The organism is Nocardia sp. BMG111209, assembly GCF_000381925.1.
Classification (GTDB): domain Bacteria; phylum Actinomycetota; class Actinomycetes; order Mycobacteriales; family Mycobacteriaceae; genus Nocardia.
This window is the reverse complement of sequence record NZ_KB907308.1, coordinates 740,890-766,712: the sequence shown is the minus strand read 5'-3', so window position 1 is coordinate 766,712 and position 25,823 is coordinate 740,890. Positions and strand designations below refer to the sequence as shown.

The 25,823-nt window shown below is 69.4% G+C and carries 24 protein-coding genes; 12 read left to right on the top strand and 12 right to left on the bottom strand.

Annotation, left to right across the window (positions count from 1 at the left end; genetic code table 11):
* Window positions 1–12 precede the first annotated feature (12 nt).
* A complete protein-coding gene (locus G361_RS0127095) occupies window positions 13–1,443 on the bottom strand; it encodes a PQQ-binding-like beta-propeller repeat protein (protein ID WP_231387105.1) in 1,431 nt (476 codons plus the stop codon).
* 226 nt (window positions 1,444–1,669) lie between these two features.
* Between G361_RS0127095 and G361_RS0127090 the strand changes: the two genes are divergently transcribed.
* The 3 genes from G361_RS0127090 (at window position 1,670) to G361_RS47300 (ending at window position 4,803) form a co-directional block, all read left to right on the top strand.
* Entirely contained in the window at window positions 1,670–2,416 is a 747-nt protein-coding gene (locus G361_RS0127090) for an acyltransferase (RefSeq protein ID WP_196814644.1), read from the top strand.
* An 86-nt stretch (window positions 2,417–2,502) separates the two neighbouring features.
* Window positions 2,503–3,048: a DUF1697 domain-containing protein gene (locus tag G361_RS0127085; protein WP_019930264.1), complete on the top strand. Its 546-nt coding sequence runs from the start codon at window positions 2,503–2,505 to the stop codon at window positions 3,046–3,048.
* 108 nt (window positions 3,049–3,156) lie between these two features.
* Window positions 3,157–4,803, top strand: coding sequence for a M4 family metallopeptidase (locus tag G361_RS47300; RefSeq protein ID WP_019930263.1), 1,647 nt, complete (start codon window positions 3,157–3,159; stop codon window positions 4,801–4,803).
* A 5-nt stretch (window positions 4,804–4,808) separates the two neighbouring features.
* Here G361_RS47300 and G361_RS0127075 read toward each other — a convergent pair whose 3' ends face one another.
* Window positions 4,809–5,450 carry a TetR/AcrR family transcriptional regulator gene (locus tag G361_RS0127075; RefSeq protein ID WP_019930262.1) on the bottom strand — a complete coding sequence of 214 codons (642 nt, stop codon included), beginning with the start codon at window positions 5,448–5,450 and terminating at the stop codon, window positions 4,809–4,811.
* A gap of 51 nt (window positions 5,451–5,501) precedes the next feature.
* Window positions 5,502–6,329 carry an SAM-dependent methyltransferase gene (locus G361_RS0127070; RefSeq protein ID WP_019930261.1) on the bottom strand — a complete coding sequence of 276 codons (828 nt, stop codon included), beginning with the start codon at window positions 6,327–6,329 and terminating at the stop codon, window positions 5,502–5,504.
* A gap of 194 nt (window positions 6,330–6,523) precedes the next feature.
* Between G361_RS0127070 and G361_RS0127065 the strand changes: the two genes are divergently transcribed.
* The gene (locus G361_RS0127065; protein WP_019930260.1) at window positions 6,524–7,228 is read left to right on the top strand and encodes an SDR family NAD(P)-dependent oxidoreductase; all 705 of its coding nucleotides are present in this window, start codon (window positions 6,524–6,526) and stop codon (window positions 7,226–7,228) included.
* A 130-nt stretch (window positions 7,229–7,358) separates the two neighbouring features.
* On the opposite strand, the gene G361_RS0127060 is transcribed toward G361_RS0127065, so the two are convergent.
* Window positions 7,359–8,666: an NAD(P)/FAD-dependent oxidoreductase gene (locus tag G361_RS0127060; protein WP_019930259.1), complete on the bottom strand. Its 1,308-nt coding sequence runs from the start codon at window positions 8,664–8,666 to the stop codon at window positions 7,359–7,361.
* A 114-nt stretch (window positions 8,667–8,780) separates the two neighbouring features.
* On the opposite strand from G361_RS0127060, the gene G361_RS0127055 reads away from it, so the two are divergent.
* Entirely contained in the window at window positions 8,781–9,713 is a 933-nt protein-coding gene (locus G361_RS0127055; RefSeq protein ID WP_052172911.1) for a LysR family transcriptional regulator, read from the top strand.
* 152 nt (window positions 9,714–9,865) lie between these two features.
* Here the strand turns inward: G361_RS0127055 and G361_RS0127050 are convergent, their stop codons facing one another.
* Window positions 9,866–10,153: a hypothetical protein gene (locus tag G361_RS0127050; RefSeq protein ID WP_019930257.1), complete on the bottom strand. Its 288-nt coding sequence runs from the start codon at window positions 10,151–10,153 to the stop codon at window positions 9,866–9,868.
* Window positions 10,154–11,125: 972 nt separating this feature from the next.
* On the opposite strand from G361_RS0127050, the gene G361_RS0127045 reads away from it, so the two are divergent.
* The 4 genes from G361_RS0127045 to G361_RS0127030 are packed head-to-tail and all read left to right on the top strand — an operon-like array spanning window position 11,126 to window position 15,634.
* Window positions 11,126–12,409 carry a cytochrome P450 gene (locus tag G361_RS0127045; protein WP_081635596.1) on the top strand — a complete coding sequence of 428 codons (1,284 nt, stop codon included), beginning with the start codon at window positions 11,126–11,128 and terminating at the stop codon, window positions 12,407–12,409.
* A gap of 15 nt (window positions 12,410–12,424) precedes the next feature.
* Window positions 12,425–14,104 (top strand): AMP-binding protein, encoded by a 1,680-nt coding sequence (locus G361_RS45045; RefSeq protein ID WP_019930255.1) that lies wholly within the window; start codon window positions 12,425–12,427, stop codon window positions 14,102–14,104.
* Window positions 14,105–14,141: 37 nt separating this feature from the next.
* Window positions 14,142–14,414: an acyl carrier protein gene (locus G361_RS0127035; RefSeq protein WP_019930254.1), complete on the top strand. Its 273-nt coding sequence runs from the start codon at window positions 14,142–14,144 to the stop codon at window positions 14,412–14,414.
* Window positions 14,411–15,634: a phthiocerol/phthiodiolone dimycocerosyl transferase family protein gene (locus G361_RS0127030; RefSeq protein ID WP_155981794.1), complete on the top strand. Its 1,224-nt coding sequence runs from the start codon at window positions 14,411–14,413 to the stop codon at window positions 15,632–15,634. Before G361_RS0127035 ends, G361_RS0127030 begins: the two co-directional genes overlap by 4 nt.
* Before the next feature lie 51 nt (window positions 15,635–15,685).
* Here the strand turns inward: G361_RS0127030 and G361_RS0127025 are convergent, their stop codons facing one another.
* The 7 genes from G361_RS0127025 to G361_RS0126995 all read right to left on the bottom strand — a co-directional run bounded on the left by G361_RS0127025 (window position 15,686) and on the right by G361_RS0126995 (window position 21,870).
* Entirely contained in the window at window positions 15,686–16,894 is a 1,209-nt protein-coding gene (locus G361_RS0127025) for a cytochrome P450 (RefSeq protein ID WP_019930252.1), read from the bottom strand.
* A 26-nt stretch (window positions 16,895–16,920) separates the two neighbouring features.
* A complete protein-coding gene (locus G361_RS0127020) occupies window positions 16,921–17,547 on the bottom strand; it encodes an ATP/GTP-binding protein (RefSeq protein ID WP_019930251.1) in 627 nt (208 codons plus the stop codon).
* Window positions 17,522–17,872: a DUF742 domain-containing protein gene (locus G361_RS0127015; RefSeq protein WP_019930250.1), complete on the bottom strand. Its 351-nt coding sequence runs from the start codon at window positions 17,870–17,872 to the stop codon at window positions 17,522–17,524. The genes G361_RS0127020 and G361_RS0127015 overlap by 26 nt, the downstream gene beginning before the upstream one ends.
* A gap of 9 nt (window positions 17,873–17,881) precedes the next feature.
* Window positions 17,882–18,289, bottom strand: a complete 408-nt coding sequence (locus G361_RS0127010) for a roadblock/LC7 domain-containing protein (protein ID WP_019930249.1) — start codon at window positions 18,287–18,289, stop codon at window positions 17,882–17,884.
* 7 nt (window positions 18,290–18,296) lie between these two features.
* Complete coding sequence (locus G361_RS0127005) at window positions 18,297–19,688, bottom strand: ATP-binding protein (protein ID WP_019930248.1); 1,392 nt, start codon at window positions 19,686–19,688, stop codon at window positions 18,297–18,299.
* 395 nt (window positions 19,689–20,083) lie between these two features.
* The gene (locus G361_RS0127000; RefSeq protein WP_019930247.1) at window positions 20,084–21,043 is read right to left on the bottom strand and encodes an electron transfer flavoprotein subunit alpha/FixB family protein; all 960 of its coding nucleotides are present in this window, start codon (window positions 21,041–21,043) and stop codon (window positions 20,084–20,086) included.
* A gap of 41 nt (window positions 21,044–21,084) precedes the next feature.
* Complete coding sequence (locus G361_RS0126995; RefSeq protein WP_019930246.1) at window positions 21,085–21,870, bottom strand: electron transfer flavoprotein subunit beta/FixA family protein; 786 nt, start codon at window positions 21,868–21,870, stop codon at window positions 21,085–21,087.
* Window positions 21,871–22,071: 201 nt separating this feature from the next.
* On the opposite strand from G361_RS0126995, the gene G361_RS0126990 reads away from it, so the two are divergent.
* The 3 genes from G361_RS0126990 to G361_RS0126980 are packed head-to-tail and all read left to right on the top strand — an operon-like array spanning window position 22,072 to window position 25,762.
* Window positions 22,072–22,863: a bifunctional 2-polyprenyl-6-hydroxyphenol methylase/3-demethylubiquinol 3-O-methyltransferase UbiG gene (locus G361_RS0126990; RefSeq protein WP_036495547.1), complete on the top strand. Its 792-nt coding sequence runs from the start codon at window positions 22,072–22,074 to the stop codon at window positions 22,861–22,863.
* Window positions 22,860–24,503 (top strand): glycoside hydrolase family 57 protein, encoded by a 1,644-nt coding sequence (locus tag G361_RS0126985; RefSeq protein WP_019930244.1) that lies wholly within the window; start codon window positions 22,860–22,862, stop codon window positions 24,501–24,503. The genes G361_RS0126990 and G361_RS0126985 overlap by 4 nt, the downstream gene beginning before the upstream one ends.
* Window positions 24,500–25,762 carry a glycosyltransferase family 4 protein gene (locus G361_RS0126980; protein ID WP_019930243.1) on the top strand — a complete coding sequence of 421 codons (1,263 nt, stop codon included), beginning with the start codon at window positions 24,500–24,502 and terminating at the stop codon, window positions 25,760–25,762. Before G361_RS0126985 ends, G361_RS0126980 begins: the two co-directional genes overlap by 4 nt.
* Window positions 25,763–25,823: the final 61 nt, after the last annotated feature.

Below are 25,823 nucleotides of genomic sequence, written 5' to 3'. Positions count from 1 at the left end.
GCGCGCTGACGCCTACTTTTCCGGTTTGAACGCGTACACCTCGCCGATGCGGGTGGTGACCACGACCTCGCCCTCGGCGCCGATCGCGGTGCCGACCGTGGTGCCCTGGGCGTCGGGCAGGACGGCGGAGGCCACGGTGGCGCCGGTGCGGGTGTCGAAGGTGACCAGATTCAGGCCGGAGCCGATGGCGGCGACCACGTAGCCGGTGTCGCCGGCGGTCTGTACCGGCCGGCCGCGCAACTGCAGATCCTTGCGCTCCCAGGCGATGTCGACGGAGTCGCCGTGGTCGCGCAGGGCGACCAGATGACCGTCGTCGCCGCCGGGGATCAGCAGGCCACCGGACAGCGAGATCGCACCCATCGGCGAGAAACCCAGTGGCTGTGCCCATTTCCGGTGGCCGTCGGCCGCGTCGACGGCGAGCAGTCGGCCCGCGTTGTCGCCGACGTAGACGGTCTTGCCGTCGGCGGACAGCGTGGGGCTGGTCGCGCTGCCGTCGGTGAGCAGGTCGGCGCTCCAGTCCTCGCGAATCGTCTTGTCCGCGTAGCGCAGCGCCACCAGCGACGCCGTCGCCGAGCCGGGCCGCCACACCGTCAGGTAGAACCGGCCCGAGGCCTGGTCGACCGCCGACACGTTCGCGACGGGGCAGTGCGGCCAGCCGAAGGCGCAGTCGTCGATGCCCTGGCCGTCGGGTGGGCGCGGCAGATCGGGCAGCTTCATGTAGTCGGGCTCGCCGAGCACCTGGAAGGTGGCGGCGATCCGGTCGCCGGTCTGCCGGTCGAGCACGTCGACCTGGCCGAGCTGGCTGACTGTGAGCACCCGGCCGTCGCCGGTGAACTGCACCGATACCGGCACCCCGGCCACCGGGGTACGCCAGCGCGGCTGACCCACCTGGGTGAACGAGTTCACCCCGCCGTTGTCGCCGAGATAGACGTTGGAGGCGCTGTCGACCGCCGAGGTGGTCGCGATGGCGTCCGGGCCCAGCACGTTGCAGAAGCGCTTGCGCCCGGTCGGCATCTGGAAGGAGAAGACCGATCCGGTGATGCCCGGATTGCCGGTGCAGTCGTTGCCGGTGCGGGTGGTGAGGAACAGCTGCCCCTCCGAACCCACGGTGGTCGCCGACATGACCGGGCCGCCGACGGGCCGCGACCAGCCGAGTGTGAGATGGCGGGAACCGGACACCGGGCTGGTGGCGCTGTTGCGGGAATCGTGGAACGCCGAGGGCCACCCCTTACCGGGGCCCACCGACAGATCCTCGCGGCCGCCGCTGCACGCGGTGAGGGCCAGCAGGCCGAGCGCGCCGAGCGCGGCGATCCGGAAACCCTTGCGGCGCACCGACATCCGAGCGCGGGCCGCGACGATGCGCGCCGCTGCGCTCGGTCCCTCCGTATCCCCTGCACGCCGGTCGTGCTCGCTGTGCTCGGGTCGCCGGCTGCTGTAACGCACCTGACTGTGCTCCCCTCTGCTGGTACGGGCCTGCATGACCCTAACCCCTCCGGCCGACACCGCGACCGCCTGCCTCGCCCCGATACCGGTTCGCCGGATTTCCCGGCGGCACGAGGGCGGGGGTCGTCCGCGGGTGCGGCGAACGTACCCTGATAGCTCACGGTCGGCACCGCGGAAGGACGCCGCGGAACAAGATACAGTCGCCCGAGGACACGAGGAGCAGTTCGTGACGAGCATGTGGGGCGCACCGTTGCGCGCACGGTGGCGGGGTTCACGTCGGCGGGATCCGGAACAGGCCCGATTCCTGACGGCGGCGTCGCTGCGGTGGGTGCTCGCCAACCGGGCGTACACGCCGTGGTACCTGGTGCGCTACTGGCGGCTGCTGAAGTTCCGGCTGGCCAATCCGCACATCGTCCTGCGCGGCATGGTGTTCCTGGGCCGCCGGGTCGAGGTGCACGCGACGCCCGAACTGAGCCGCATGGAGATCGGCCGCTGGGTGCACATCGGCGACGGCAACGCCATCCGCTGCCACGAGGGCTCGCTGCGCATCGGCGACAAGGTGGTGTTCGGCAAGGACAACGTCGTCAACACCTACCTCGACATCGAGATCGGGGAGTCCACCCTGGTCGCCGACTGGTGCTACATCTGCGACTTCGACCATCGGATGGACGACGTCACGATGCCGATCAAGGATCAGGGCATCGTGAAGAGCCCGGTCCGCATCGGCCCGGACACCTGGATCGCGGCGAAGGTGACCGTGCTGCGCGGCACCCGGGTCGGGCGCGGCTGTGTGCTCGGCGCGCACGCCGTCGTCCGTGGCGACATCCCGGACTTCGGCATCGCGGTGGGGGCGCCGGCCAAGGTGGTCAAGAACCGCAAGCAGGCCTGGGACGACGCGGCCGGGGAGCGAGCCCGGCACGAGGCGGCGCTGGCCGATATCGCGCGCAAGAAGGCCGGAACCGCCGCGCTCTGATCCCGGACGGCCCCCGACCGGGGGCCGCACCCCTTTCCCGGTCGTGGGGCGCGAGCTTGTCGGTGGCAACCGGTACGGTCGGCCGCATGATTCGCTACGCCGCCCTGCTCCGCGGGATCATGCCGACCAATCCGAACATGCGCGGCGAGAAGCTGCGCGAGGTCTTCACCGGCCTCGGGTTCGATTCCGTCGGCTCGGTGCTGACCAGTGGGAACATCGTCTTCGGCAGTACCGAGACCGATGTTCCCGCACTGGAATCGCGCATCCAGCGGGCACTGAACGCCGAACTCGGTATCGCCGGCGGCACGCTGATCCGCAGTCGCGACGAGTTGCAGGCACTGGTCGATGCCGCACCCTTCGGCGAGCGTACCCACGGCCGCGGCACCTATCTCACGGTCACGTTCGTGAAGAACGATGCGCCGGGCGAACCCTCGCGGCCGCTGCCGCCGGAGCTCGGCAAGGTCATCGACATCCTCGGTTTCGACGCCGGTGCGCGGGCCGTACTCGCCGTCATCGACAACTCGAACGCCGGGAGTACGCCCAGCCACATGGCGTGGCTGGAGACCATGTACGGCAAGGACATCACCACCCGCACCTGGCTCACGGTGCAGAAGGTGCTGGCGAAGCTGTAGGGCGGCGGCCGTCGGGCGCGGCCGGAATCGAGATGCCAGGGAATCGGGGCACCCGACAGTACTGTTCGATACGCGTCTGCTATGGCGAACGGCACGGGAGGCTCTGGCATGTCCGTACGACTCGCGGTGGTGGCCGGTCTCGCGCTGGCTCTGGTGGCGGTTCCGGCCGTCACCGTGGTCGCGCAACCGCCCTCACTGGTGAACAGCCCCAAGACGATTCATCGCAACTCCGGCGGATCCGTCCGTCAGGTCGTGCCCGACGCGCCGGTACCGGCGCCCGGTGGCGCCGCCGCCGATCCGCGCCGCGCGGCCGTGGCCCACGCGCCGGATGTCGCGCAGCTGTTCGGATCCCGGCCCGCGACAGATCTGGCGGTGGAGCGGGTGTCGCGGCGCGGTACCGGCACCACGGTCCGGCTGACCCAGTCGGTCGACGCGGTACCCGTCTACGGCGGCGGCGTCGCGATGGCGCTGAAGGCCGACGGCGCGCTGCTCTCGGTCACCGGCGCCCTCGCCGAACAGCTCCTGGGCCGCTTCCCGGCCGGGGCCGCGCACCCGACCGCCGCGGCCCGGTCGGCCGCCCTGGACCGCGCGGCCGAACTCGCCCGCGCCGAGGCGGCCGCGGTGCGGGTGCGGTCCGAGGGTTCGACCTGGTACGACCCGGGCCTGTCCGGCAGCGGCCGCAGCGAGCACGCCGCGCGCCCGGCCTACCGGTTCGATCTCGCCGTCGGCGACAGCGCCTGGCGGGTGTTCGTCGACGCCACGGACGCCCGGACCGTACTCGACGCCTGGAAGACGGCCGAGAACCTGATCCGGGTGATCTGCGACGCCGATTCCGGGGGCGACGAGATGCGCCTCGAGATCCCCTGCGGCGGGGTGGGCAGCTATCCGGTGGTGCGCACGGAGGGCAATCCGCCGGTCACCGACGAGAACGACGCGAACGAGGTCTACGACTGGATCGGTGACACCGAGGTCTTCTATCACCGCTTCACCGGCCTGGACAGCCTGACCGGCCTGATCGGGATCGACGCCCGCGACCGCAACGGCCGGGCGCTGCGCTCGGTGGTGCGGGTGTGTGTGGTGGCCTGCCCGTATCGCAACGCCTACTGGGCCGAGGGCGTGGGCTTCGTGATCGGGGCCCCGGTGCTCGCGATCGATGTGGTGGCGCACGAACTCACGCACGGCGTCACCGAGAAGACCAGCGGGCTGGACTATCTCAACGAATCCGGCGCGATCAACGAGTCCATGTCCGATGTGTTCGGGGAGTTCACCGAACTGACCACCGAACGGATCCCGCACGCGCCGGAGGATCGCTGGAAGCTCGGCAACGGCACCGAGGTGGGGGTGATCCGCGATATGCGTTCGCCGCGTTCGGCGCCCGCGCATCAGCCGGAGATCTATCGCGGGCCGGGCTGGCAGCCGGCCGTCTACTCCGACCGGAACCCCGTGCCCGACCGCGGCGGCGTGCACACCAACAGCGGCGTCGGCAACAAGCTGGCCTATCTGATCACCGACGGGGACACCTTCAACGGCCGCACGGTGCGCGGGCTCGGCCTCGTCAAGGCCGCGGCCCTGTACTGGACCGTGCAGACCCAGCTCTACCCCAGCGCCGACTACCCGGCGCTGGCGGCCACCCTGCTGACCGCCTGCCACGATGCCGTGGCGGACAATCTCGCGGGTCTCACGACCGCCGACTGCGTCCAGGTGCACGCGGCCGTCGACGCGGTGCAGATCCCCGTCGTCGCGGAGCAGGCATGAACGGTTCAGCGACCGGATTCCATTGCCACGCGCAGGATGTCGTGATCCAGCGGCCGTCCGGGCAGCGGATGCGCGGCCGCGGTACGCAGACCGTCGAGCAGGATCGCCACATGCCGCCGCCAGGCGTCGGGGGCCTGCTGCCGCACCCCCTCGGTGGCGCGCACCACCGACCACAGCAGCAGCCCGATATCGGTGACGTCGACATCGGGCCGCAGCGTTCCGGCGGCCTGGACCCGCGCGATCAGTTCGTGGAACAGCACCTGGCCGCGCTGTTTGGTCTGCTGGATCCGGCTGCCCTCGGGCAGCGGGCGCACGCAGACGTCCGTGAAACCCCGGTCGGTGGCCTGCAATTCAGCCATCGTGGTCAGATGCTGCACCAGCCCGGTCCACGGGTCCGCGGCCCGCAGCGCGGCCTCGGCACTGCGCACCGACTCCTCGACCCGGTCCAGCTGGGTCTCGTCGATCAGCTCGTCGCGGGTGGGGAAGTGGTTGTACAGGGTGCCGATGCTGACGCCGGCGTCGCGGGCCACCGCGTTCAGGGAGGCGTCCAGGCCGTCGGCGGCGAACCGCCGGCGCGCCGCGGTGAGCACCTTGTCCCGATTGTCCCGGGCATCGCGGCGGCGCGGCCGCGGCGCGAGATCCACCATCTCGCCAGCCTAACAATGGCCCGGACGGTCCGGGCCCGGTGCGACGGCCGGTCAGGGCTTGATCCCGACCCCCGCGAAGATGCCCTGCCGCGCCACGTCGCCCGGGTCGACCGCGGTGGTCGGCCGCCAGTCCGGCGCGTACACGATGCCGGGCTCGACCAGCGCGAAGCCGTCGAAGAATTCGGTGAACGTCGCCCGGGTGCGCGGCGTCACCTGATTGCTGACCACCCGGTTGTATTCCGCCATACCCGCGGCCGCCCGCGCCACGAAGGCCGGGTCGACATCCTCCAGGGACAGGTGGCTCATGGCGACACAGCTGCCGGCGGGCAGCCATTCGCGCAGCGTCGCCATCACCTCCAGCGGGCGATCCGAATCGGGCACGAAATGCCACACCGCGACGACCAGGAGCCCCACCGGCAGATCGTGGCTGATCAGGCGGGCGACGTCCGGATGGTCGAGGATGTACTTCGGATCGCGCAGATCGGCCTCGAGCACCGTCGCGGTGCCGAGCGCGCCCTGTGCGGCCAGCAGTTCGTAGGAGCGGTTCACCGCCTCCAGGTCGTAGTCGACGTAGACCACCCGGCTGCCCGGCGCGACCGCGCAGGCCACCTCGTGGGTGTTACCGGCGGTCGGCAGCCCGGAGCCGATGTCGAGGAACTGCCGGACCCCCCGCCGGGCCATGAACGTGACCGCGCGTTGCAGGAAGCTCCGATTGTGGCGGGCCAGTACGTCACCGTCCGGGGCGATCCGTGCCATCTGCTCCGCGTGGACGCGGTCGATCTCGAAGATCGGCTCGCCGGACAACAGATAGTGGTAGATGCGAGCGGCCGACGGCCGTCCGGCGTCGAGCTCGCGCGCCGAATAATCCCGATCGCTCATGTCAGGACCCCCTGATCGCGGAATCCGGCGCCGTTCGCCCGAATCCCCTTCGATCGCAGCATCTTACGTGCGGTCACCGCGATCCGCCGGAGATGTGAAGGGATGCGCGCACTTTCGCCCGCCGCTCGACTTCCGGCTAAGTCGAGAGCATACTCAACTTGAGTACCCTCTCGACTTATCTGGAAGGATCATCCATGCCCCACCTGGCATTGTTCGGCGCCGGTCCCGCGCTCGGCCTGTCGGCGGCCCGCCGCTTCGGCCGCGCCGGCTATTCGGTGACGCTGACCGCGCGGAACAAGGAGACGCTGGCGCAATTGCGCGACGCCCTCGCCGCCGACGGCATCGCCGCCGATGTCCTGTACGCGGATCTCACCGAGGACGCGCAGGTCGATGCCGCGCTCGCGGAACTGCAAGTGCGGCACGGGGTTCCGGATGTGGCGCTGTACAGCCCGGGTGACGTCGCGCGGCTGCCGGTGGACGCGCTGGCGCTGGATGTCGACATCCTGCGTTCCTGGCTGCCGCTGCATCTGCTGACCCCGGTCCGGATCGTGCACGCGCTGCTGCCCGGCATGCTCGCGCGCGGCTCGGGTGCGCTGCTGATCGCCCAGGGCATCGCGGTGCGGGATCCGCAGGCCGCGCTCGCCAGCGTGAGCGTGCCCAGTTCGGGCCTGCTGAACTATCTGCACGGGGTCGACCAGCAGGTGCGCGAGCGCGGCGTGCGGGTGGGCAGCCTGCTGATCAGCCGCCTGATCGAGCGCAGCGCGGCCCAGATCCTGTTCGATTCGGGACATTTCGCGACTGTCGAGCCGAACGAGTTGCCGCGGGTACATCCCGACCACCTGGCCGAGGAGTTCTTCGCGATGGCTACCGGTGGCGCCGAGGTCGGCCGCGCCGCATAGGTCCGGGGTGTGCGCCCTCGTGCCGAGGGCGCACAGTGTGCCCGGCCACTACGCTCTCGATGCCTCGCTATACGGCGAAACCCTCCGAACCTGGGTTGGTTCGGAGGGTTTCGCGCGGTGAGTGCTTGCGTCAGGCTGCGCGTTGTTGGGGTATGGGGACCTCGCGGGACCGGCGGTCGGCTTCCTGGAAACCGGGGCGGCCGGTGCCGACGAAGGCCACCAGCCAGGACAGGATGGCGACGAAGCGGTTGCGGAATCCGACCAGGTAGAACAGGTGGACCGCCAGCCAGGTGAACCAGGCCAGGGTGCCGGTGAACTTCACCTTGTCGTTGAGCTTGGTGACCGCGCTGAATCGGCTGATCACCGCCATGGAGCCCTTGTCCCGGTAGCGGAACGGCGTGCCGGGCTGCTTCTTGCGGCGGATGATGTCGGCGACGTGCCGGCCCTCCTGCATCGCCGTCGGCGACTGGCCCGGATAGCCGTTCAGCGACGTCATATCGCCGATGGCGTAGATGTCGGCGTGGCCGCCGACGGTGCAGTCCTGGTTGATGAGCAGCCGGCCCGCGCGGTCGGTCGCGCATCCGGTGGACTCGGCCAGCAGTTTCGCGAATCCGCCGGCCTGCACACCCGCCGACCAGACCACGGTCTCGGCCGCGATCAGCCGCTCGACGCCGTCCTTGCTCTTGACGGTCACCTTGCCCGCGTCGATATCGGTGACGAAGGTGTCCAGCAGGACGTCGACGCCGTTGCCGCTCAACGACTTCAGCGCGTACTCGGACAGGTTGCCGCCGAACGGGGGCAGTACCGCGCCCGCGCCCTCGACCAGGGTGACCGAGACATCCTTGTGGTAGTGCCGTTTCGACAGCTCCTTCAGCTGCCCCGCCACCTCGACGCCCGTCGGCCCGGCGCCCACCACGACGAAACTCAGCAGCCGCTTCCGGGTTTCGGGATCCGCGTCGGCGGCCTCGTCGAACACCCGCTTGATCTGCGCGCGCAGCCGCTCGGCGTCGGCGACGGTCTTCAGGGAGTAGGTCTTCTCGGCGAAATCGTCACGGCCGAAATAGGATTGGCTCGCACCCGTGGCGGCGATCAGGGACGAGTACCGGATCCGGCGCGTCCCCTCGGGTGTGTCGTAGGTGAGCACGGCGGCATCCGCGTCGAGATCGACGACGGTGCCCAGGCGCACATCGGCGTTGCGATGCCGGCGGCCGTCCAGGATGTCGGCGATCGGCGGGGCGATGTCACCGGACGGGAGCACGCCCGTGGCAACCTGATAGAGCAGGGGCTGGAACAGATGTTCCGGCGTACTCGAGATCAGGACGTAGTTCACCTTCGATTTGCTCAGTTGTTTCGCTGCGGCGAGTCCGCCGAAGCCCGACCCTACGATGACCACATCGGTGGTCTCGATGTCGTGCTGGACCCGCAGATCCTCGTCCACTATGACCTCCTCCTTCTGCCATTAGTAAACGCGATTCGGAAACTGGCTGTTCCGCGGGTCAGGGCGCATAATTCAGATGACTCTTATCTAGATCGTTCATGAATGGAGATCTCGATGGAACTGCGGCAGCTCGCCTACTTCGTCGCGGTGTGCGAGGAACTGAGCTTCAGCCGGGCCGCCGCGCGGTGCTTCATATCGCAATCGGCTATCAGTCATCAGATTGCTCGGCTCGAGCACGATCTTGGCACACAGCTGTTCGAGCGCTCCACCAGGTCCGTGGTCCCGACCGACGCGACCACTCGGCTACTTCCGCTTGCGAAACAAATGCTCAGCCTCGAATCGGCGATCCGCGCTGCTGTGCGGGCGTCCGGTCCGCGTATTCGCCTGGCTGCGAACATGTCCTTCGCAACCCGGTCGCTGTCGGCCATCGCCGCCGCGCGGGCGGCCCATCCGGGGGCCGAGATCGAGTTCGTGATCAAGCCGTTCCGGCAGCGCATCGCGGCTGTCGCGGACGGTGATTGTGATATGGCTCTCATTCGCGGCAGTGTCGATCACCCCGGTCTGACCGTCCGCCGGCTGTGGGTGGAGAACCTCGTGATCGCCGTTTCGACGGCACACCCGTTGGTCGGCCGCGAGGATGTGACGCTCGCCGATCTCGGCGGATATCCGCTGCTGCTGCCGCCGGAGCAGGAACAGATCCTGCTACACAACATCGTGCGCGCGGCCTATCTGCCCGGCCGGCCGGCCTACGGTCCGCCGATTCCGCCGGATCACACCGCGACCATGGAACTGGTCAACCGTCCCGACGCGTGGACGATCCTCTATGCCGACAGCGCGACCGAGGGCATCGCAACGCTGCGGTTGGCCGGGCGGCCGCTGCGGGTGCCGGTCTCCGCGGTGCTGCGCGCCGACGCCCGGCCCTCACCGATCCTGGACACACTGCTGACCACCCTGCAAGGTGTGCGCGCCGAGCCACCCACCGATGTGCCGGGGCCCGGCGAATCCGCCGTGCCGGACGACGGTGGGTACCACTCGCCGGAGGTGTGACAGCAGATCGCGCCGGACACCCCTGGGGCGCCACCCGGCAGCGGGCAGACCGTGCCGGGCGACGGTGGGCACGACCCGCCTGACGCGTGACAGCAGACCGCGCCGGGAAAGGGACCGTCCCGGCGGGCGTAATCGGTTGTGCGGGAAGGGGTTCAGCGCGCCGCGCAGGCGCCGACCGAATAGCACCAGCCCAGCCAGCGCAGGCCGGCCGATTCGGTGGCGGAGCCGGTGACCAGCGCGCCGGGCAGACTGAACGGTACGGCCGGGGTGGCGCTCGAGCCGCTGCCGATCGTGATCTGTTCCGCGTCAGGGTATTCCGCCGTCAACGGGATTCCGGCGGCGACGGCGGCAGGGGGTGCGGCCGACGCGTCGACCGCGCCGATCGTGAGCACGGCGGAGAGCAGGGCTCCGGTGATCAGGGTGACAGCGAGAACTCGCATGGCGCTGTTCCTTTCCGAGCGGGTCGGCGCCCGCGGCACCCTATTCTGAAACCTCAATACTTCAAATGTGTCCGTTTCGTGAAAATAAGGGAGTGGTCCGGCCGGGCCGGGCCGCTGCATGCCTTCCGGTCGGCGGCGGGCGGGCCGGGGGAACCGGCCGAGGGCCGCGGGAGCGCTCGGTCCGGTGGGCCCGGCGGGTGAGCCGTGTGGTGCGGGGGTCGATCCGAGCGGAGCGCGAGCCGGTCGAGTGGACGGCCGACCAGCTCGGCCGGGGATTGCAGACAAGTAGCGCGAATCGGGCATTCGGCGCGACGGGTGGGGTGTGCGGCGCCGGATCGGGGCCGTCGTGGAACCTGTACGGCCGCCGGCGGCGGAACGAATCGCGCACCCGGTGTGGTCCGATCTCGGCGCGGGCGCCCCCGAACGGCGGTACCGGAATCGCGCCGCCGAAAATCATGAAAGTGCCTATCGCACATGTTGTTCGAGTCCGAACATCCGGCCGGGTCGAGTCCCCTGACGGAGTGAGCGGGGAGGGAACGGATCCGGGGGAGACCGGTTTCCCGGCGTGGGTGACGGTATTCCGAACGACGCTCCGATGAGCCGAAATAGTTGTGGTGCAGCGTGTTTCAGAATCCGGCCCGAGCCGGGTAGCGATCCGGTCGCTAGTGGGATGCTGCGTGAAAACTGTACGGCCGCACCACTTGTTGCGGGCGAGTCGTGCTATGCTGTCTCCGGGTCTGTCATGGACCGCAGGGATTCCAGCCAGAAAGGCATTGTTGCGCAAGGTGTTTGTTTTGTTGCGCCATCATGACGGTGGATCCCGCTCATCCGAATAGTGGTGGTGCCAAGGAGGTTCGATATCTCGGCTGAAATGCGTCGGCCGTATTCGATTCACTCCTCGATCGCCTCCTTCGAGGGCAGAAGTCTGTCCGTAGGTAGATCGGGGACGACTACCGATTGGGGATCACCGCCATGAGCTCGACAACCCCTGACCGCATGCTCGAAACCCGGGCGCCTGTGGTCGAATTCGCTGCCACCAATGCCGTTCTCGATTTGTTCGCGCCGTCCGGCTGGGTGGATCCGCACCGCTCCTACGCGGCGCTGCGACAACATTCTCCGGTCTATCCGATCAGTTCCCGCAGTGTCCTGGTGACCGGCTACGACGCGTGCTCGGAGGTACTGCTCGATCCGCGCCGCTACCACGTGCCCGACATGGATTACGCGGATCGCGCACTGGCCGGCTGGCGTGATCATCCCGCGGTCGTCGCGCTCTACAACATTCTGCTGTACCAGAATCCACCGGACAATCTGCGAGCCCGGCGATTGCTGTTGCGAATGTTCACCGGCGCCAATGTCGTGGCGCTGCGATCGCTGTTCGAGCGCCACGCCGCTGCGGGCGCCGATCTGGAACCCCGGGAGCAGGACGGCATCGCCGATGCCACGCACTCGTTCACCACGATTCCGAACGCGATCATCGCCGAGCTCTGCGGAATCCCGCAGTCGGACATCCCATTCGTTTTCTCGCTCCTGGACTCCGCGGGATTCGCGTACAACCCGCACAATCCGCCCGATCCCGGATTGGCCACGGCGAACGCCAAAGCAGAGCAGCTGGACGCCTACATCCGGAATCGGTTGTTACCCAGCGGCCGTCGCGGCGGCGGGAGCATCGTCGCGGATCTGGCCCGCGACTGGCCGGCCGCCGAGGAGGACGGTCTGGCCGGGACGGTCGCCTTCCTGTTCGCGGCGGGGGCCGTCACCACGGTATCCCTGCTGGGAGCCGGGATCCTGGCCCTGACCGAGCAGCCCGATCTGCTCCCGCGGTTGCGCACCGACGACGCGCTGCTCGCCTCCTTCGTCCAGGAGATCGTCCGGTACGACCCGCCCGTCCAGCTCGGCACCCGGTTCGCGGTCGCCGACACCACGCTGCACGGTATGCACATCCCGCAGGACACCACGGTCCTGGTGTGTTACGGCGCGCTCGGCCGCGACCCCGCGCACTTCGCCGAGCCGGATACCTTCCGCGCGGACCGATTCCTGGCCGGCGGCGCGGATCCGCGGCGAATCCTGTCCTTCAGTACCGGCACACATCGTTGTGTGGGAGCCGCTTTCGCGCTCTCGGTCGCCGAGGCCGCCTTCCGCGCGCTGGCGCAACGCTACGACCGGGTCCGGCTCGCGGCCCCGCCCCAGCGGGAGAACTCCAGCGTCGTACGGACATTCACCTCTCTCGAAGTCGTGGCAGAACCCCGCCGCAAGTGAAAGGGATGACCACCCATGACTATCGTGTCGTCGTCGTGCCCGGACCGTGATCCGTTCGCGGACTTGACAATTCCCGGCGCACTCGCCGTAGCGGCCCGGGAGTCCGGCCGATCCCGCTGGTATTTCCCGCAACTCGGCGTCGAGACGAGTCTGGCGCAGATGTGCGACGGCGGATTCCGCGTCGCGCGAGCGCTGCGGGCCGCGGGCGTGGGTCCCGGCGATGTGGTGGCGGTCCTGGCCGTGCCGGGTGCGAACGTGTGGCAGGCCATGTTCGGCGTGCTGGCCGCGGGCGCCGCGGCCACCGCCCTGGCGCTGCGGCCGGTGCGCGGTGACCTCGCCACCGAGGTGGCGGGTTACGCCCGGATCATCGAGGCCGCGGGTATCCGGCATCTGATCGTCGCGCCGGAACTGGCCGATCTCGGCACCGCGCTGCGCGCCGTGCACCCGGATCTGGTCTGCTGGACGCCGCGGGAACTGGAGGCCGGCGGTACCGCGGCGCTGCCGGACGTCGCACCCGGCGCGCCCGCGGTGATCCAGTTCACCTCCGGTAGTACCGGAAATCCCAAGGGTGTCGTGCTGACCCACGCGGCCGTGCTCGCCCATGCGTACGGGTTGCGGACGGCGGCGGCGATCGGGCCGGAAGACGTTCTGGTGCAATGGGTTCCGCACTACCACGATATGGGCCTGTTCGCGCCGCTGGCCCTGACCCTGGCCGGCGCGGACGTCCACGTCGACAGCCCGCTCTCGTTCGTCCGGGATCCCGCGGGATATCTGAACTATCTGGCCCGGCACCGCGGCACGATCACCTCCGGCCCCGACTTCGGTTACGACCTGCTGACCAGGACCGCGGCCGGGCTGCCCGGCCCGGTGGATCTGAGCGCCTGGCGGCTGGCCTTCAACGGCGCCGAGCCGATCCGGGAGGCGACCATCCGGCGGTTCGCCGACGCGCTGGCGCCCCACGGGGTGGGGCCGGGGGTGATGTACCCGTGTTTCGGGATGGCGGAGGCGACATTGGCTGTCACACTGCGCGTTCCGGGCCGCCCGCCGCGCGTGCTGCACGTCGACCGGGACGTCCTGGCCGACCGGCGGACGGTCGCGCCGGTCGATCCGGCCTCGGCCGCGGCGAAAGCCGTTGTCGCGCTGGGCGCTCCGCTGCCGGGCATGTCGCTGCGGATCGTCGGCGCCGACGGCCTCGCCGGGCCGGGCGAACTCGGCGAGATCCAGCTGCGGGGCCCCAATCTGACCACCGGCTATCTGAACGAGCCGGAGCGGACCGCGGAGCTGTTCGACGAGGGCTGGCTGCGCACCGGTGATCTCGGATTCGTCGACGACGGTGAGCTGTTCATCGCCGGCCGGGCCAAGGAGATGATCATCGTCAACGGGCACAACCTCTTTCCGCAGGATGTGGAGGAGGTGGCCCGCACCGTGCCCGGCGTGCACCGCCGCCGGTGCGTGGCGGTCGCGGTCCACGACGCGGAGACCGAACACATCCTGGTCGCCGCCGAATGCGACGACCCGGAGCAGGGGCCCGCGGTCGAGCGGCGGATTCGCGCGGTGGTCGTCGACGCGCTGGGCGTGGGTGCGGGCGCGATCCGCGTCGCGATCCTGGCGCCGGGCTCGATTCCGCGTACCACCAGCGGGAAATGGCAACGGTCCCTGGTGCGCAGCCGGTTCGCCACCGTCGCGCCCGCCTGATACGTCACCGAGAAAATCACGCGAGAAGTAGGTAATCATGACCAGTCGATCGTTGCGGCAGGACGAACTGTGGAAGTCCGTCGTCGAGGTGATCTCCCGGGAATTCGACGTCCCCGCCGACAATCTCGAACCGGAGACCCTCCTGTTGCACATCGAGGGGGCGGATTCGATCAAGCAATTGCGCGCCGTCACCCAGCTCGAGCACATGTACGGGGTCACCCTGATGACGGCGGCGGTGCCACCCGCCCAGAGCCTCTCGGATCTGGTCACGCAGATCGGGGGCCTGCGCGAGGCGAGCGGGGGGCAATGAATACTGTTGCGCCCCAGCATGGTTCGAAGATCAGGCAGCTCGCGCCGAGCGAGGAGATGTTCGTCGGCTTCGGTGAGTACATCGGGCTGTCCCTGTGGGCGGTCGGCACACTGGATGCCGACACCCTGGCGGACGCGTACGACGCGCTCATCGACAGCCATCCGGTCCTGACCACCTGTCTGAGCTGGGACGGCCACGGCCACAACCTGATCCGGACGGCCGGCCCCCGGCCCGCGCCGTTCGTGCGGGACGGCCGGCTCGACGATCCGCTGGCCGGGGCCGACCCGGATCCGGAGACCAGCCTGGCGGGTCTGTACGTGGTCCGCGACGGCCGCCGCGCGGTGGTGACCCTGCTCATCCACCACTGCATCGCCGACGCCCTGTCGGCCTCGGCGATGCTGGCCCAATTGTGGTCGTACTACACCGATCTGATGGAGAACCGGACCTTCCTGGTCGTACCGCACGAGTATCCGGCCTCGGCGGAGGAACTGCTGTCCGGCCGGGCCCCCGACCGGCGGCCCGGATCGGCCGCGCGACCGCCGGAACCGGGCGTGGCCGGGTCCGTGCCGCGGATCCTGTCGCTGCGCCTGACGGCGGCGGAGACCGATCAGCTGGTCGAGCTCGCCAAACACGAGCTGGTGACGGTCAACAGCCTGGTCACCGCGGCGATCGTCCGGGCCGAGGCGGACTGCCTCGGCCTGGCCCCGGCCGATATCCGCTTCCACTATCCGATGAACATGCGCGCGGTGACCAGGCCACCGACGCCGGTCACCGCGGGGACGGCGGTCCTGGGCATCGGCCGCTTCCGGGCCCCGGCCGGGATCACCGATCAGGTCGGGCTGGCGCGGGCCTTCTCCGACAATCTGCGCGCGGAACTGGTCGAGGGCACCGTCCGGGAGTCGGCCCTGCGGCTGCCGGAGGCGTTCGGCGAGATCGGCGGGCACGGCCCCGGCGCGGTGCTGACCACCAACTGGCAGACGATCGTGCCCCCGCGGGTGCCGGCCGGCCTGGCGTTCGAGGATTTCCACGCCACGATCTATCACCGGCCCCGCCGGCCCGGCACCGTCGGCCTGGCCGAGACATCCGGCACCACGCTGTATTTCGTCAACATCTTCCAGGGCCGGATGCGGGTGCAGGTCAGCGCGCCGCAGACGGTGGCCGTGGAGTCCCGGCAGAGTCGGCTGGCGGTGCTGCGGTCGTACCTGACGACCGTGCCCTGAATACAAGAGTCCCGGAAACCGTTCCGGTGGAACGGTTTCCGGGACCGGTGCTCACACCGACAGCGGCGGCGACTTCGGGAACGTGATCGGCAGCGCGGTCAGCGAACGGTGGAAAGGTCCCGGCCGCCAGGTCAATTCGGCGGCGGGCACCGCCAGGTGCGGTTCCGGGATGGCGTCCAGCAGTTGTTCGATGGCATCGTGCGCGATCACGTACGACATCGAGCGCGCGGGACAGGCGTGCGGGCCGGCGCTCCAGGCCAGATGCGACCGGTTCCCGGTGTGCGCGCGGGCGCCGACCTCGGGATCGGTATTGGCCGCCGACAGGGAGATGACCACCGGATGGTGCGCGGGCAACCACTGGCCCTCGATGAAGACCGGCTGGCGCGGATAGGACACGCTGAAGTTGGAGACCGGCGGATCGGTGAACAGCAACTCGTTCAGCGCGTCCGAGATGGACAGACTGCGACCGTGCCAGCCGCGGCCGGCGAACCGGTCGTCGGTGAGGATGAGCAGCAGGGTGTTGGTGATGAGGTTCTGCTCCGGCTCGGTGCCCGCGCCGTAGAGCGTGACGATCTGATTGGCCAGTTCGGCATCGTCGAGTCCGGCCGAATGCTGCATCAACCGGGTGGCGACGTCGTTGCCCGGATGCGCGCGCTTCAGGTTCACCAGTTCCATCAGGGCCCCGGTGAGCAGGTCGCCACCCTCCGGCACGCCCTCGTAGACCATCGCGATACTCGACGCGATCCGCTCGCCGAGCTCGTCCGGACAGCCCAGCATGGCGTTGAACACGGCGAAGGTCAGCGGGAAGGCGTACTCCGCGATGAGTTCGGCGGAACCGGTCTCGCAGAACCGGTTGATCAGCGGGACGGCCAGCCGCTCGATGGTGGCGTGCAGCGCGTGCAGATCGACACCGTCGAGCGCGGCGGTGTTGACCTTCCGATACCGCGCGTGCTCGATTCCCGCGCTGCGCAACGCATTCGGGCGCCATTCCAGCATCGCCATGATCGGCGAGTCGGCGGGTGCGCTCTTCTGCCAGATCCGCGGATCGGCGGGGAAGTGATCCGGATCGTTGAGGATCCGCACCGCGGTGCGGTACCCGACGACCAGCGTCGCCGGCACGCCGGGTGCGAGGTCGACCGGTACCAGCGGGCCGTAGCGGTGGCGCATGTCCGCGTAGGCCGCGTGCGGATCGGCGGCGAACTCGGGTGTGTAGATCGGCACGCGCGGACCGGCGGTGCCGCCGGGGGAGTCGAACGGCACCGGCCGAGCGTCTACCGGGTTTTGTGTCACGAATGGGGCTCCAGACGATGAAACAGGAATTCGACGAGAGTGATCAGCGACTGCAGACAGGTGCGGCGGTCGCGGGCATCCACGGCGATCAGCGGAGTGACGGGTTCGAGGTCCAGCGCCTCGCGGATGTCCTCCAGTTCGAAGCGGCGGGCCGCCTCGAACTGGTTGACGGCCACCGCGAACGGCACGCCCCGCTCCTCGAGGTGTGCCAGCACCTCGTCGGCCTTGTCGAGGCGCCGAGTGTCGACCAGGACCAGCGCGCCGAGCGCGCCGCGCGCCAGTTCCTCCCACAGCGGCAGGAAGCGCTGCTGCCCGGGAGTGCCGAACAGGTACAGCACGGTCCGCGGATTCAGCGTGATCCGGCCGAAATCCATGGCGACGGTGGTGGTCGTCTTCTCGTGCAGATGGGCCATGTCGTCGACGCCGATACTGGCCTCGGTGATGGTCTCCTCGGTCCGCAACGGCCGGATCTCCGACACACTGCTGACGAAGGTCGTCTTGCCGACACCGAAATTGCCTGCGACGAGCAGCTTCACGGAACGGGTCACGGTCGCGGGCACGTATTCGACGGTGCGTTGCGGCACCACCTCGACGCGCTCAGACGGCGAGAGCGCGGAGCCCATTCAGTACCTCCTCGAGCAAAGCGGCCTCCGGAAGGTTGTCCACCGGAGTGGGGATGGTCAGATGACCGCTGTCGAGCAGGTCGGACGCGATGATCTTCACCACGGACGGCGGTTGGTCGAGGTAGGCGGCGATTTCGGCGATGGACAGCGCACCCCGCCGGTCGCACACGCTCATCACGCGCCGGGCATCGGGAGTGGCGTTGGCCGCCGGGTCAAGCGCCGCCGTCACCAGCGTCACGAGATCGATGTCCCGGGTGGGACGCGACCGCCCACCCGTTCGCACGTATGCCCGCACCAGATCGGGATCGCTCCACGGGGTGTTCATGGTCGGAGGTCACCCTTTCCGGGGCAAGCTACCGAGTTCGCGGCCGACCCGCACCGCGAGTTCGTTCATCCGGTGCGCGACCAGGCTGACATCCACCTCGACCGTGGTCGACACACCCAGCAGCGCGCCCTGCCCGGCGGCTGTGATGAAGATCATGCCGCCGTCGTACTCGGTCATGTTCTGGCGGACCGCGTCGGTCGAGCCGCAGAACTCGCCGAGCGCCTTACCCAAGGAGCGCAGGCCCGAGGCCGCGGCGGAGAAGCGTTCGGCGTCGTCGACGGTGATGTCGCCGGTGTGCGCGATCCGCAGCCCGTCCTCGGATAGCAGTACCGAGAAACGGACGCCGGGGACGTTGAGCTCGTCGAGCGTCCACGACAGCTTGTTCGTATCGAAAACAGCAGATCCAGGTGTTCCCATCAGGATGTCATCCTTCGGTGTGTTCGTATGCGGCAGCGCGACCGGTCTGGGAGCCGATACGCCACTCGGCGGCGATCTCGGGCCGGGGGAGAACCTCGGGGCCGGAGGGGCGCTCGTCGTCCAGATACCCGGCCGAGGTCTCCGGGGTGTGCGGTACGGCGGACAGCGCCGCCGCCCGGCGGCGCCGGCGAGGCAGTCCGCCGTTGGTGATCTCGGGAACGCTGGGTGGGACCGTCTCGGACTCGATGATGCTCGGCTCCTGTCCCGAGCCCTCGGCCTTGCGTGTCACGACCTCCGGAGTGGGCACCGGTGACTCCTGGGGAGTCAGCAGCGTCTCCGGCACGAACACCATGGCGCGCATGCCACCGTAGGCATTGGGCCCGTCGATGTGAACGGTGAACCCGTACCGCCGTGCGAGGGCGGCGACACCCGGGAACCCGACTCGCGGGGTGAGTCCGAGATGGAGCACATCGACCACACGGTCGCCGGACAGCACCTCCCGCGTCTCTTCCAGCTGGTCGGCGTTCATCCGCACACCGGCGTCGTCGATCAGCACCGTCACGCCGTGATGGCCTTCCTGGAAGCTGACGTCGACATAGGAGTTCGGCGGCGAATAGCGAAGTGCGTTGTCCAGCAACGTCGCCAGCGTGTGCACCAGCGGTTCCACCGCGCGGCTGACCACGATCCGGTCGAGTTGCTGCGGCCGCACCCGGGTGTACTCGCGGACGCGGCCGATCGCACCGCCGACCACGTCGGTGAGCAACTGCCGCGGCCAGCGGCGGCCGGGCAGGCCGCCACAGACGATCACATACGACTGCGCGAGATGGATCATCTGCTGGACGCTGTGATCGATGTGGATGAGCGTCTCGTAGACCGCGTCGCTGCGGTGCCGGCGCAGGGCGACGCTCACCACCTGGCTCACATCGGCGCCGATGCTCACCACCGAGGTACCGAAGGCGCGGACGGCGCCGCCGGTGGCGTCGCGCGCGCTGGTCTCCACGTCGCCGCGGAGGGCCTGCTCGGTCCGCGCGACCGCGGCCCGGGTCTCGGCCTCGGCCTCGCGCAGGGTCAGGTCCCGGGTTTCGGCATGGACGCGGTGTAGATCATGAATGTAGTTGTCGGCCAAGCGATGTAGCGCATGGGCGAACTCGGGATCGGTACTGACGACGGGCTTCTCGTGCGGCACCTCGCCCCGGCGGGCGGCCTCCGAGAGATAGCGCATCGTGCTGCCGGTGAAGTGTTCCAGTTCCTCGGCGCGGGTCTGTAGTGCCCGCCGGGCCGCCTCGGCGCGATCGTGCTGCCGTGCAGCGTAGTAGGTCGCGTAGAGGGCGGCCGTGACGGCTAATACCAGACATGCGGCGAGAATCCACGAAATCGTAACGGCGGTAGTCTGATTCATCAGGTATCCACGTTGCCGGCGGACCGGTCGCCATTCCTTTCCTCAACTCGCCGACCAGGAGGTCGGGATCGTTCGGAGGGGTCGGCGACGCCGGGTACCGCACGCCGCCAGGTACAAATGCTCGAATCGGGTATAGCAGACAGCGAGATTCGCTTCATCGACTCACCTGCCGAGGATCCGGCTCGAGTATTCGATGGGCCCTGACGTTATCAGCAAACCGGCAAGACAGCTACCGAAACGTTATGTACCGCTTGGTTTGTCAACGGCTCGCGGCAACAGGCCCGAGATGTCACAGCATATGCCACAAATCTGAAATGGCAGTGACCCCGGTCGAAAACCGACCGGGGTCACTGTTTGCTGGCTATCGTTTGCTGGCTACCTTCGCAGGTTGCCGTTCAGTTCTTGTGGTTCTTGACCGCCTCGGTCAGCTGCGGTGCGACGTTGAACAGATCGCCCACGATGCCGAAATCGGTGATCTCGAAGATCGGCGCCTCCTCGTCCTTGTTGACGGAGACGATGGTCTTCGAGGTCTGCATTCCGGCGCGGTGCTGGATCGCGCCCGAAATGCCCAGTGCCACATACAGTTGCGGGGAGACCGTCTTACCGGTCTGGCCCACCTGGAACTGACCGGGGTAGTAACCGGAGTCGACCGCGGCCCGGGAGGCGCCCACCGCGGCGCCGAGCGAATCGGCCAGCGGCTCGATCACCTTGTGGAAGTTGTCCTCGCTGCCGACGCCGCGGCCACCGGAGACCACGATCGCGGCCTCGGTGAGCTCCGGGCGGCCGCCGGCCACCACGGGCTGCTTGTTGACGACCTTGGTGACGCCCTCTTCCTGGGCGGGCACCTCGACGGTCACCTTCTCGCCGGCGCCGGCCTCGGCCACGGCCTCGATCGCGCCGGGGCGCACCGAGATCACCGGCACGTCGCCGGTGGCCTTGGCGTCCACGGTGAACGCGCCACCGAAGATGGAGTGCTTCGCGCTGCCGTCGGCGTTCACCGCGATGACGTCGACCAGCAGGCCGGAGCCGATGCGCGCGGCCAGGCGACCGGACACCTCCTTGCCCTCGGCGGTGGCGGCGACCAGCACGGCGGCGGGGGAGGCGGACTCCACCAGGCCGGCCAGCACGTCGACCTTCGGGGTGACGAGGAAGCCCTCGACATCGTCGGATTCGGCGATGTAGATCTTCTCGGCGCCCGCGGCGGCCAGCGCGTCGGCCAGCTTGTCGCCGGTGCCGGCCGCGCCGGTCACGACCGCGGCGGCGGAGCCGAGGGTGCGGGCGGCGGTGAGCAGCTGGTTGGTGATCTTCTTGAGGGCGCCGTCGGCGTGCTCGACGAGCACGAGTACTTCAGCCATTTCTGTTCTCCTGGAAGTTCGTCGAAGTCGGTGAGCCGGTGTCAGATGATCTTCTGGGACACCAGGTACTGAGCGATCTGACTGCCGCCCTCACCCTCGTCCGCGGTCTTCTGGCCGGCGGTGCGCGGCGGTTTCGGGGTCACGCCGGTGACCGCGCTGCCCGCGTTGGCCACACCCACGGTCGACGGGTCGATGCCCAGATCGGCCAGGGTGAACACCTGAACTTCCTTCTTCTTCGCGGCCATGATGCCCTTGAAGGACGGGAACCGCGGCTCGTTGATCTTCTCGTTGACCGACACGATCGCGGGCAGCGTGGCCTCGAGGCTGAACACGCCCTCGTCGGTCTCGCGCTCGCCGGTGACCTTGTCGCCGTCGACGGTCAGCTTGCGCAGGTGGGTCAGCTGCGGAATGCCCAGGTACTCCGCGATGATGGCGGGCACCGCGCCGCCGCGGCCGTCGGTGGCCTCGTTACCGGCGATGACCAGTTCGACGCCCTCGACCTGGCCCAGCGCGCCGGCCAGCACCCACGCGGTCTGCACCACGTCGGAACCGTGGATGGCGTCGTCCTTGATGTGGATCGCCTTGTCGGCGCCCATCGACAGCGCCTTGCGGATGGCCTCGGCGGCCCGCTCCGGACCCAGGGCGAGGACCGTGACCTCGCCGCCCTGCGCTTCCTTGATCTGCAGCGCGGATTCGACGGACCGCTCGTTGATCTCGTCGAGAATGGCGTCGGCGGCCTCGCGATCGAGGGTGTAGTCACCATCGGTGAGCTTGCGCTCGGACCAGGTATCGGGCACTTGCTTGATCAGTACGACGATGTTCGGCATTGGTCTGCGTCGACCTCCTGTTCGGTGTGCACGTGGATGGGGTCGCACGATCGGTGTCGCCGTACGTCCACGGTGTGGCTGATTCAGCTCTCTGCGGACATTACCCCACGCTAAGTTACTCATGGGTAACTTAGCGCGTGATGTTCGGCATGACCGGGTCGGGGGGCAGATATGGTAAGCGCAACCGCTAACGTCGGGAGGATGAGCGAGGCTCTCTCTTATTCCCCACCGGCGCCGGTGCCGGGTATGCCGATCGAACCGCTGCCGCTGACCGGCGAGCGGACCGTACCGGGTATTCCGGCGGAGAACTACTGGTTCCGCCGCCACGAGATCGTCTACGCGCGCCTGCTCGATCGCTGCGCCGGACGGACCGTGCTGGAGGCGGGTGCGGGTGAGGGTTACGGGGCCGACATGATCGCCGGGGTCGCCACCACCGTGCTGGGGCTCGACTACGACGTGAGCGCGGCCGCGCACGTCCGCGCGGCGTACCCGCGGGTGGCGATGGTACGGGGCAACCTCGCCGATCTGCCGCTGGCCGGCGCCGGGGTGGACGTGGTGGTGAATTTCCAAGTGATCGAACATCTCTGGGATCAGCCGGCCTTCCTGCGGGAATGCCTGCGGGTGCTGCGGCCGGGCGGCCGGCTGCTGATCAGCACCCCGAACCGGATCACCTTCTCGCCGGGCCGCGACACCCCGCTCAACCCGTTCCACACCCGGGAGCTGAACGCCGCCGAACTCTCGGAACTGTTGCGGGAGGCCGGTTTCCGGATCGAATCGATGGAGGGTGTGCACCACGGGCCGCGGCTGGCCGCGCTGGACGCGAAGTGGGGCGGCTCGCTGATCGACGCGCAGATCGAGCGCGCCCTGGCCGGCGTGCCCTGGCCCGCGGAGCTGACTGCCGACGTGGCGGCCGTGCGGACCGGCGATTTCGAGCTGCACGACGCCGAGGTCGACGCGAGCCTGGATCTGGTGGCCTGCGCGGTGAAGCCGTGACCGCAGCCGTGCCGGGCCGGTTCGCGCTGGTATTGCATTCCCATCTGCCCTGGCTGGCCCACCACGGCCGGTGGCCGGTCGGCGAGGAGTGGCTGTACCAGTCCTGGGCGGCCACCTATATTCCGCTGGCCCGGGTGCTGGGCAGGCTTGCGGCGGAAGGGCGGACGCGGTTGCTGAGCCTCGGCGTCACGCCGGTGCTGGCCGCCCAGCTCGACGATCCGCACAGCCTCGCGGGGATGCACCACTGGCTCGGCAACTGGCAGTTGCGCGCCGACGAGGCCGCCGCCGCGGGCGATCCCGCGCTCGGCCGGTACGAGCACCGGCAGGCCGCCGCGGCGCTGGCGGATTTCGAAAGGGATTGGCGGCACGGCGGTTCGCCGGTGTGGCGGACGCTGATCGAGGCCGGGACGATCGAACTGCTGGGTGGTCCGCTGGCCCATCCCTTCCAGCCGCTGCTGGATCCGCGCCTGCGCGCCTTCGAACTCACCGAGGGCCTGGCCGACGCCGGCTACCGCTGGGGCCACACTCCCACCGGGATCTGGGCTCCGGAATGCGGATTCACCCCCGGGATGGAATCCGGGTACGCCGCGGCCGGTGTGACCCATTTCATGGTGGACGGCCCCGCGCTGCGCGGCGACACCGCGCTGGGCCGTCCGGTGTGGGATTCCGACGTGGTGGCGTTCGGGCGCGATCTCCAGGTCAGTTACCGGGTGTGGTCGCCGCGATCGGGCTATCCGGGCCACGGCGCCTACCGTGATTTTCATCACTACGACCACGTCACCGGCCTGAAACCGGCCCGGGTCACCGGCAAGCACGTCGCGGGTCCGGACAAGGCGCCCTACGACCCGGAACTCGCCGCCGGCGCGGTGCGCCGCGATGTCGCCGATTTCGTCGAGACGGTGTGCCGTCGGCTGCGGGACGAGTCCGAACGGCTGGGCCGGCCCGCGCTCGTGGTGGCCGCCTTCGACACCGAACTGTTCGGGCACTGGTGGCACGAGGGCCCGCAATGGCTCGAACAGGTGCTGCGGGCGCTGCCGGAAGCCGGGGTCACCGTCGGCACCCTCGCCGACGCGCGTGCGGACGGCTATGTGGGACAGCCGATTCCGCTGGCCGACTCGTCCTGGGGATCCGGTAAGGACTGGCGGGTGTGGGCCGGTGACCAGGTGCGGGATCTGGTGGAGCTCAACGCCGAGGTGGTCCGGCTGGCCCTCGACACCCTCGACAAGACCGCCGCCGAATCCGGCCGGGCCGGTCTGCGCGACCGGGTGGCCGATCAGCTGCTGCGCGAGGCGATCCTGACCGTGTCCAGCGACTGGGCCTTCATGGTCAGCAAGGACTCCGCCGCCGGTTATGCCCGTGACCGGGCCCATCAGCACGCGCACGCGGTCCGCGAGCTGGCCGGCGCGCTCGCCGCCGGGCACACCGGGCGGGCCCGGGAACTGGCCGACGGGTGGGCGATCGCCGACGGGGTGTTCCCGGCGCTGGACGCGCGCCGGCTCGGCGCGGATCCACTTCGCGTGTCGGCCCGCGAGACGGTAGCTTCCGTAGGCACGGCGCCGGTGCACCCGGCCCGGACTGTGCCGGTGTACCCGGACCGGGCGGAGTCGATCGGCCCGGACCGGGCGGAGGGACCAGCATGAGAATTCTGATGGTGTCGTGGGAGTACCCGCCCGTCGTGGTCGGCGGGCTGGGCCGGCATGTGCATCATCTCGCGACGGAACTGGCGGCCGCGGGGCACGAGGTGGTGGTGCTGGCGCGCCGCCCGATGGGTACCGACGCCTCGACCCATCCGACCCGTTCGTTCATCGAGGACGGCGTGCTGGTGGTCGCCGTCGCCGAGGATCCGCCCTGTTTCGACTTCGGCGAGGACATGCTGGCGTGGACGCTGGCCATGGGGCACGCGATGGTGCGTGCCGGGATCGCGCTGAGCAAGCCCGGCATCGCCGACGGCTGGACCCCCGAGGTGGTGCACGCGCACGACTGGCTGGTCGCCCATTCGGCCATCACGCTGGCCGAATATTACGACGTACCACTGGTTTCCACGATCCACGCCACCGAGGCGGGCCGGCACAGCGGCTGGGTGTCCGGCCGGGTGAACCGCCAGGTGCACTCCGTGGAGTGGTGGCTGGCCCGCGATTCCGACGCGCTCATCGCCTGCTCGGCCTCGATGCAGGACGAGGTCGAGCGGCTGTACGGCCCCGGGCTGGCCCGGGTTTCGGTGATCCGGAACGGAATCGACGTGGGGGCGTGGACCTTTCGCGCGCGGGCCCCGCGCGGCGGGCCGCCGCGGCTGTTGTACGTCGGCCGGCTCGAGTACGAGAAGGGCATCCAGGACGCGATCGCCGCGCTGCCCCGCATCCGCCGCGCGCATCCGGGCGCCACGCTCACGATCGCCGGTGTCGGAACGCAATTCGACTGGTTGCAGGAGCGCGCCAGGGTGCACCGGGTGGCCCGCGCGGTGAATTTCGTCGGCCGGCTGGATCACGAGGAACTGCTGGGCTGGCTGCACGGCGCCGACGCGATCGTGCTGCCGAGCCGGTACGAGCCGTTCGGGATCGTCGCCCTGGAGGCGGCCGCCGCCGGCACCCCGCTGGTGACCTCGACCGCCGGCGGCCTCGGCGAACTGGTCGTGGACGGCGTCACCGGCGCCTCGTTCGCACCCGCCGACGTGAACGGCCTGGTCGACGCGGTATGCGCGGTACTCGACGATCCGGCGGCCACCCAGGACCGGGCCCGCGCCGCCCGTGCCCGCCTCACCGCGGATTTCTCCTGGGATGTGGTCGCCACCGAGACCGTGCAGGTGTACGAGTCCGCGAAACGGCGGGTCCGCAATCCGCTGGCCCGACCTCCCATTGCTGAACGTCCGCTCCCCGAACGGGATCCGAGCAATCCGCTGTAGTATTCCCCGCGGTTGCTGGACACTTGTCCCGGGTATGTATAGTTTCCGCAATCAAGTACTT

Coding starts and splice junctions, on each gene's coding strand:
- G361_RS0127085 (WP_019930264.1), top strand. CDS start 2,503: ATGATTCGCTACGCCGCCCTGCTCCGCGGGATCATGCCGACCAATCCG.
- G361_RS47300 (WP_019930263.1), top strand. CDS start 3,157: ATGTCCGTACGACTCGCGGTGGTGGCCGGTCTCGCGCTGGCTCTGGTG.
- G361_RS0127075 (WP_019930262.1), bottom strand. CDS start 5,450: ATGGTGGATCTCGCGCCGCGGCCGCGCCGCCGCGATGCCCGGGACAAT.
- G361_RS0127070 (WP_019930261.1), bottom strand. CDS start 6,329: ATGAGCGATCGGGATTATTCGGCGCGCGAGCTCGACGCCGGACGGCCG.
- G361_RS0127065 (WP_019930260.1), top strand. CDS start 6,524: ATGCCCCACCTGGCATTGTTCGGCGCCGGTCCCGCGCTCGGCCTGTCG.
- G361_RS0127055 (WP_052172911.1), top strand. CDS start 8,781: ATGGAACTGCGGCAGCTCGCCTACTTCGTCGCGGTGTGCGAGGAACTG.
- G361_RS0127050 (WP_019930257.1), bottom strand. CDS start 10,153: ATGCGAGTTCTCGCTGTCACCCTGATCACCGGAGCCCTGCTCTCCGCC.
- G361_RS0127045 (WP_081635596.1), top strand. CDS start 11,126: ATGAGCTCGACAACCCCTGACCGCATGCTCGAAACCCGGGCGCCTGTG.
- G361_RS45045 (WP_019930255.1), top strand. CDS start 12,425: ATGACTATCGTGTCGTCGTCGTGCCCGGACCGTGATCCGTTCGCGGAC.
- G361_RS0127035 (WP_019930254.1), top strand. CDS start 14,142: ATGACCAGTCGATCGTTGCGGCAGGACGAACTGTGGAAGTCCGTCGTC.
- G361_RS0127030 (WP_155981794.1), top strand. CDS start 14,411: ATGAATACTGTTGCGCCCCAGCATGGTTCGAAGATCAGGCAGCTCGCG.
- G361_RS0127020 (WP_019930251.1), bottom strand. CDS start 17,547: ATGGGCTCCGCGCTCTCGCCGTCTGAGCGCGTCGAGGTGGTGCCGCAA.
- G361_RS0127015 (WP_019930250.1), bottom strand. CDS start 17,872: ATGAACACCCCGTGGAGCGATCCCGATCTGGTGCGGGCATACGTGCGA.
- G361_RS0127010 (WP_019930249.1), bottom strand. CDS start 18,289: ATGGGAACACCTGGATCTGCTGTTTTCGATACGAACAAGCTGTCGTGG.
- G361_RS0127005 (WP_019930248.1), bottom strand. CDS start 19,688: ATGAATCAGACTACCGCCGTTACGATTTCGTGGATTCTCGCCGCATGT.
- G361_RS0127000 (WP_019930247.1), bottom strand. CDS start 21,043: ATGGCTGAAGTACTCGTGCTCGTCGAGCACGCCGACGGCGCCCTCAAG.
- G361_RS0126995 (WP_019930246.1), bottom strand. CDS start 21,870: ATGCCGAACATCGTCGTACTGATCAAGCAAGTGCCCGATACCTGGTCC.
- G361_RS0126990 (WP_036495547.1), top strand. CDS start 22,072: ATGAGCGAGGCTCTCTCTTATTCCCCACCGGCGCCGGTGCCGGGTATG.
- G361_RS0126980 (WP_019930243.1), top strand. CDS start 24,500: ATGAGAATTCTGATGGTGTCGTGGGAGTACCCGCCCGTCGTGGTCGGC.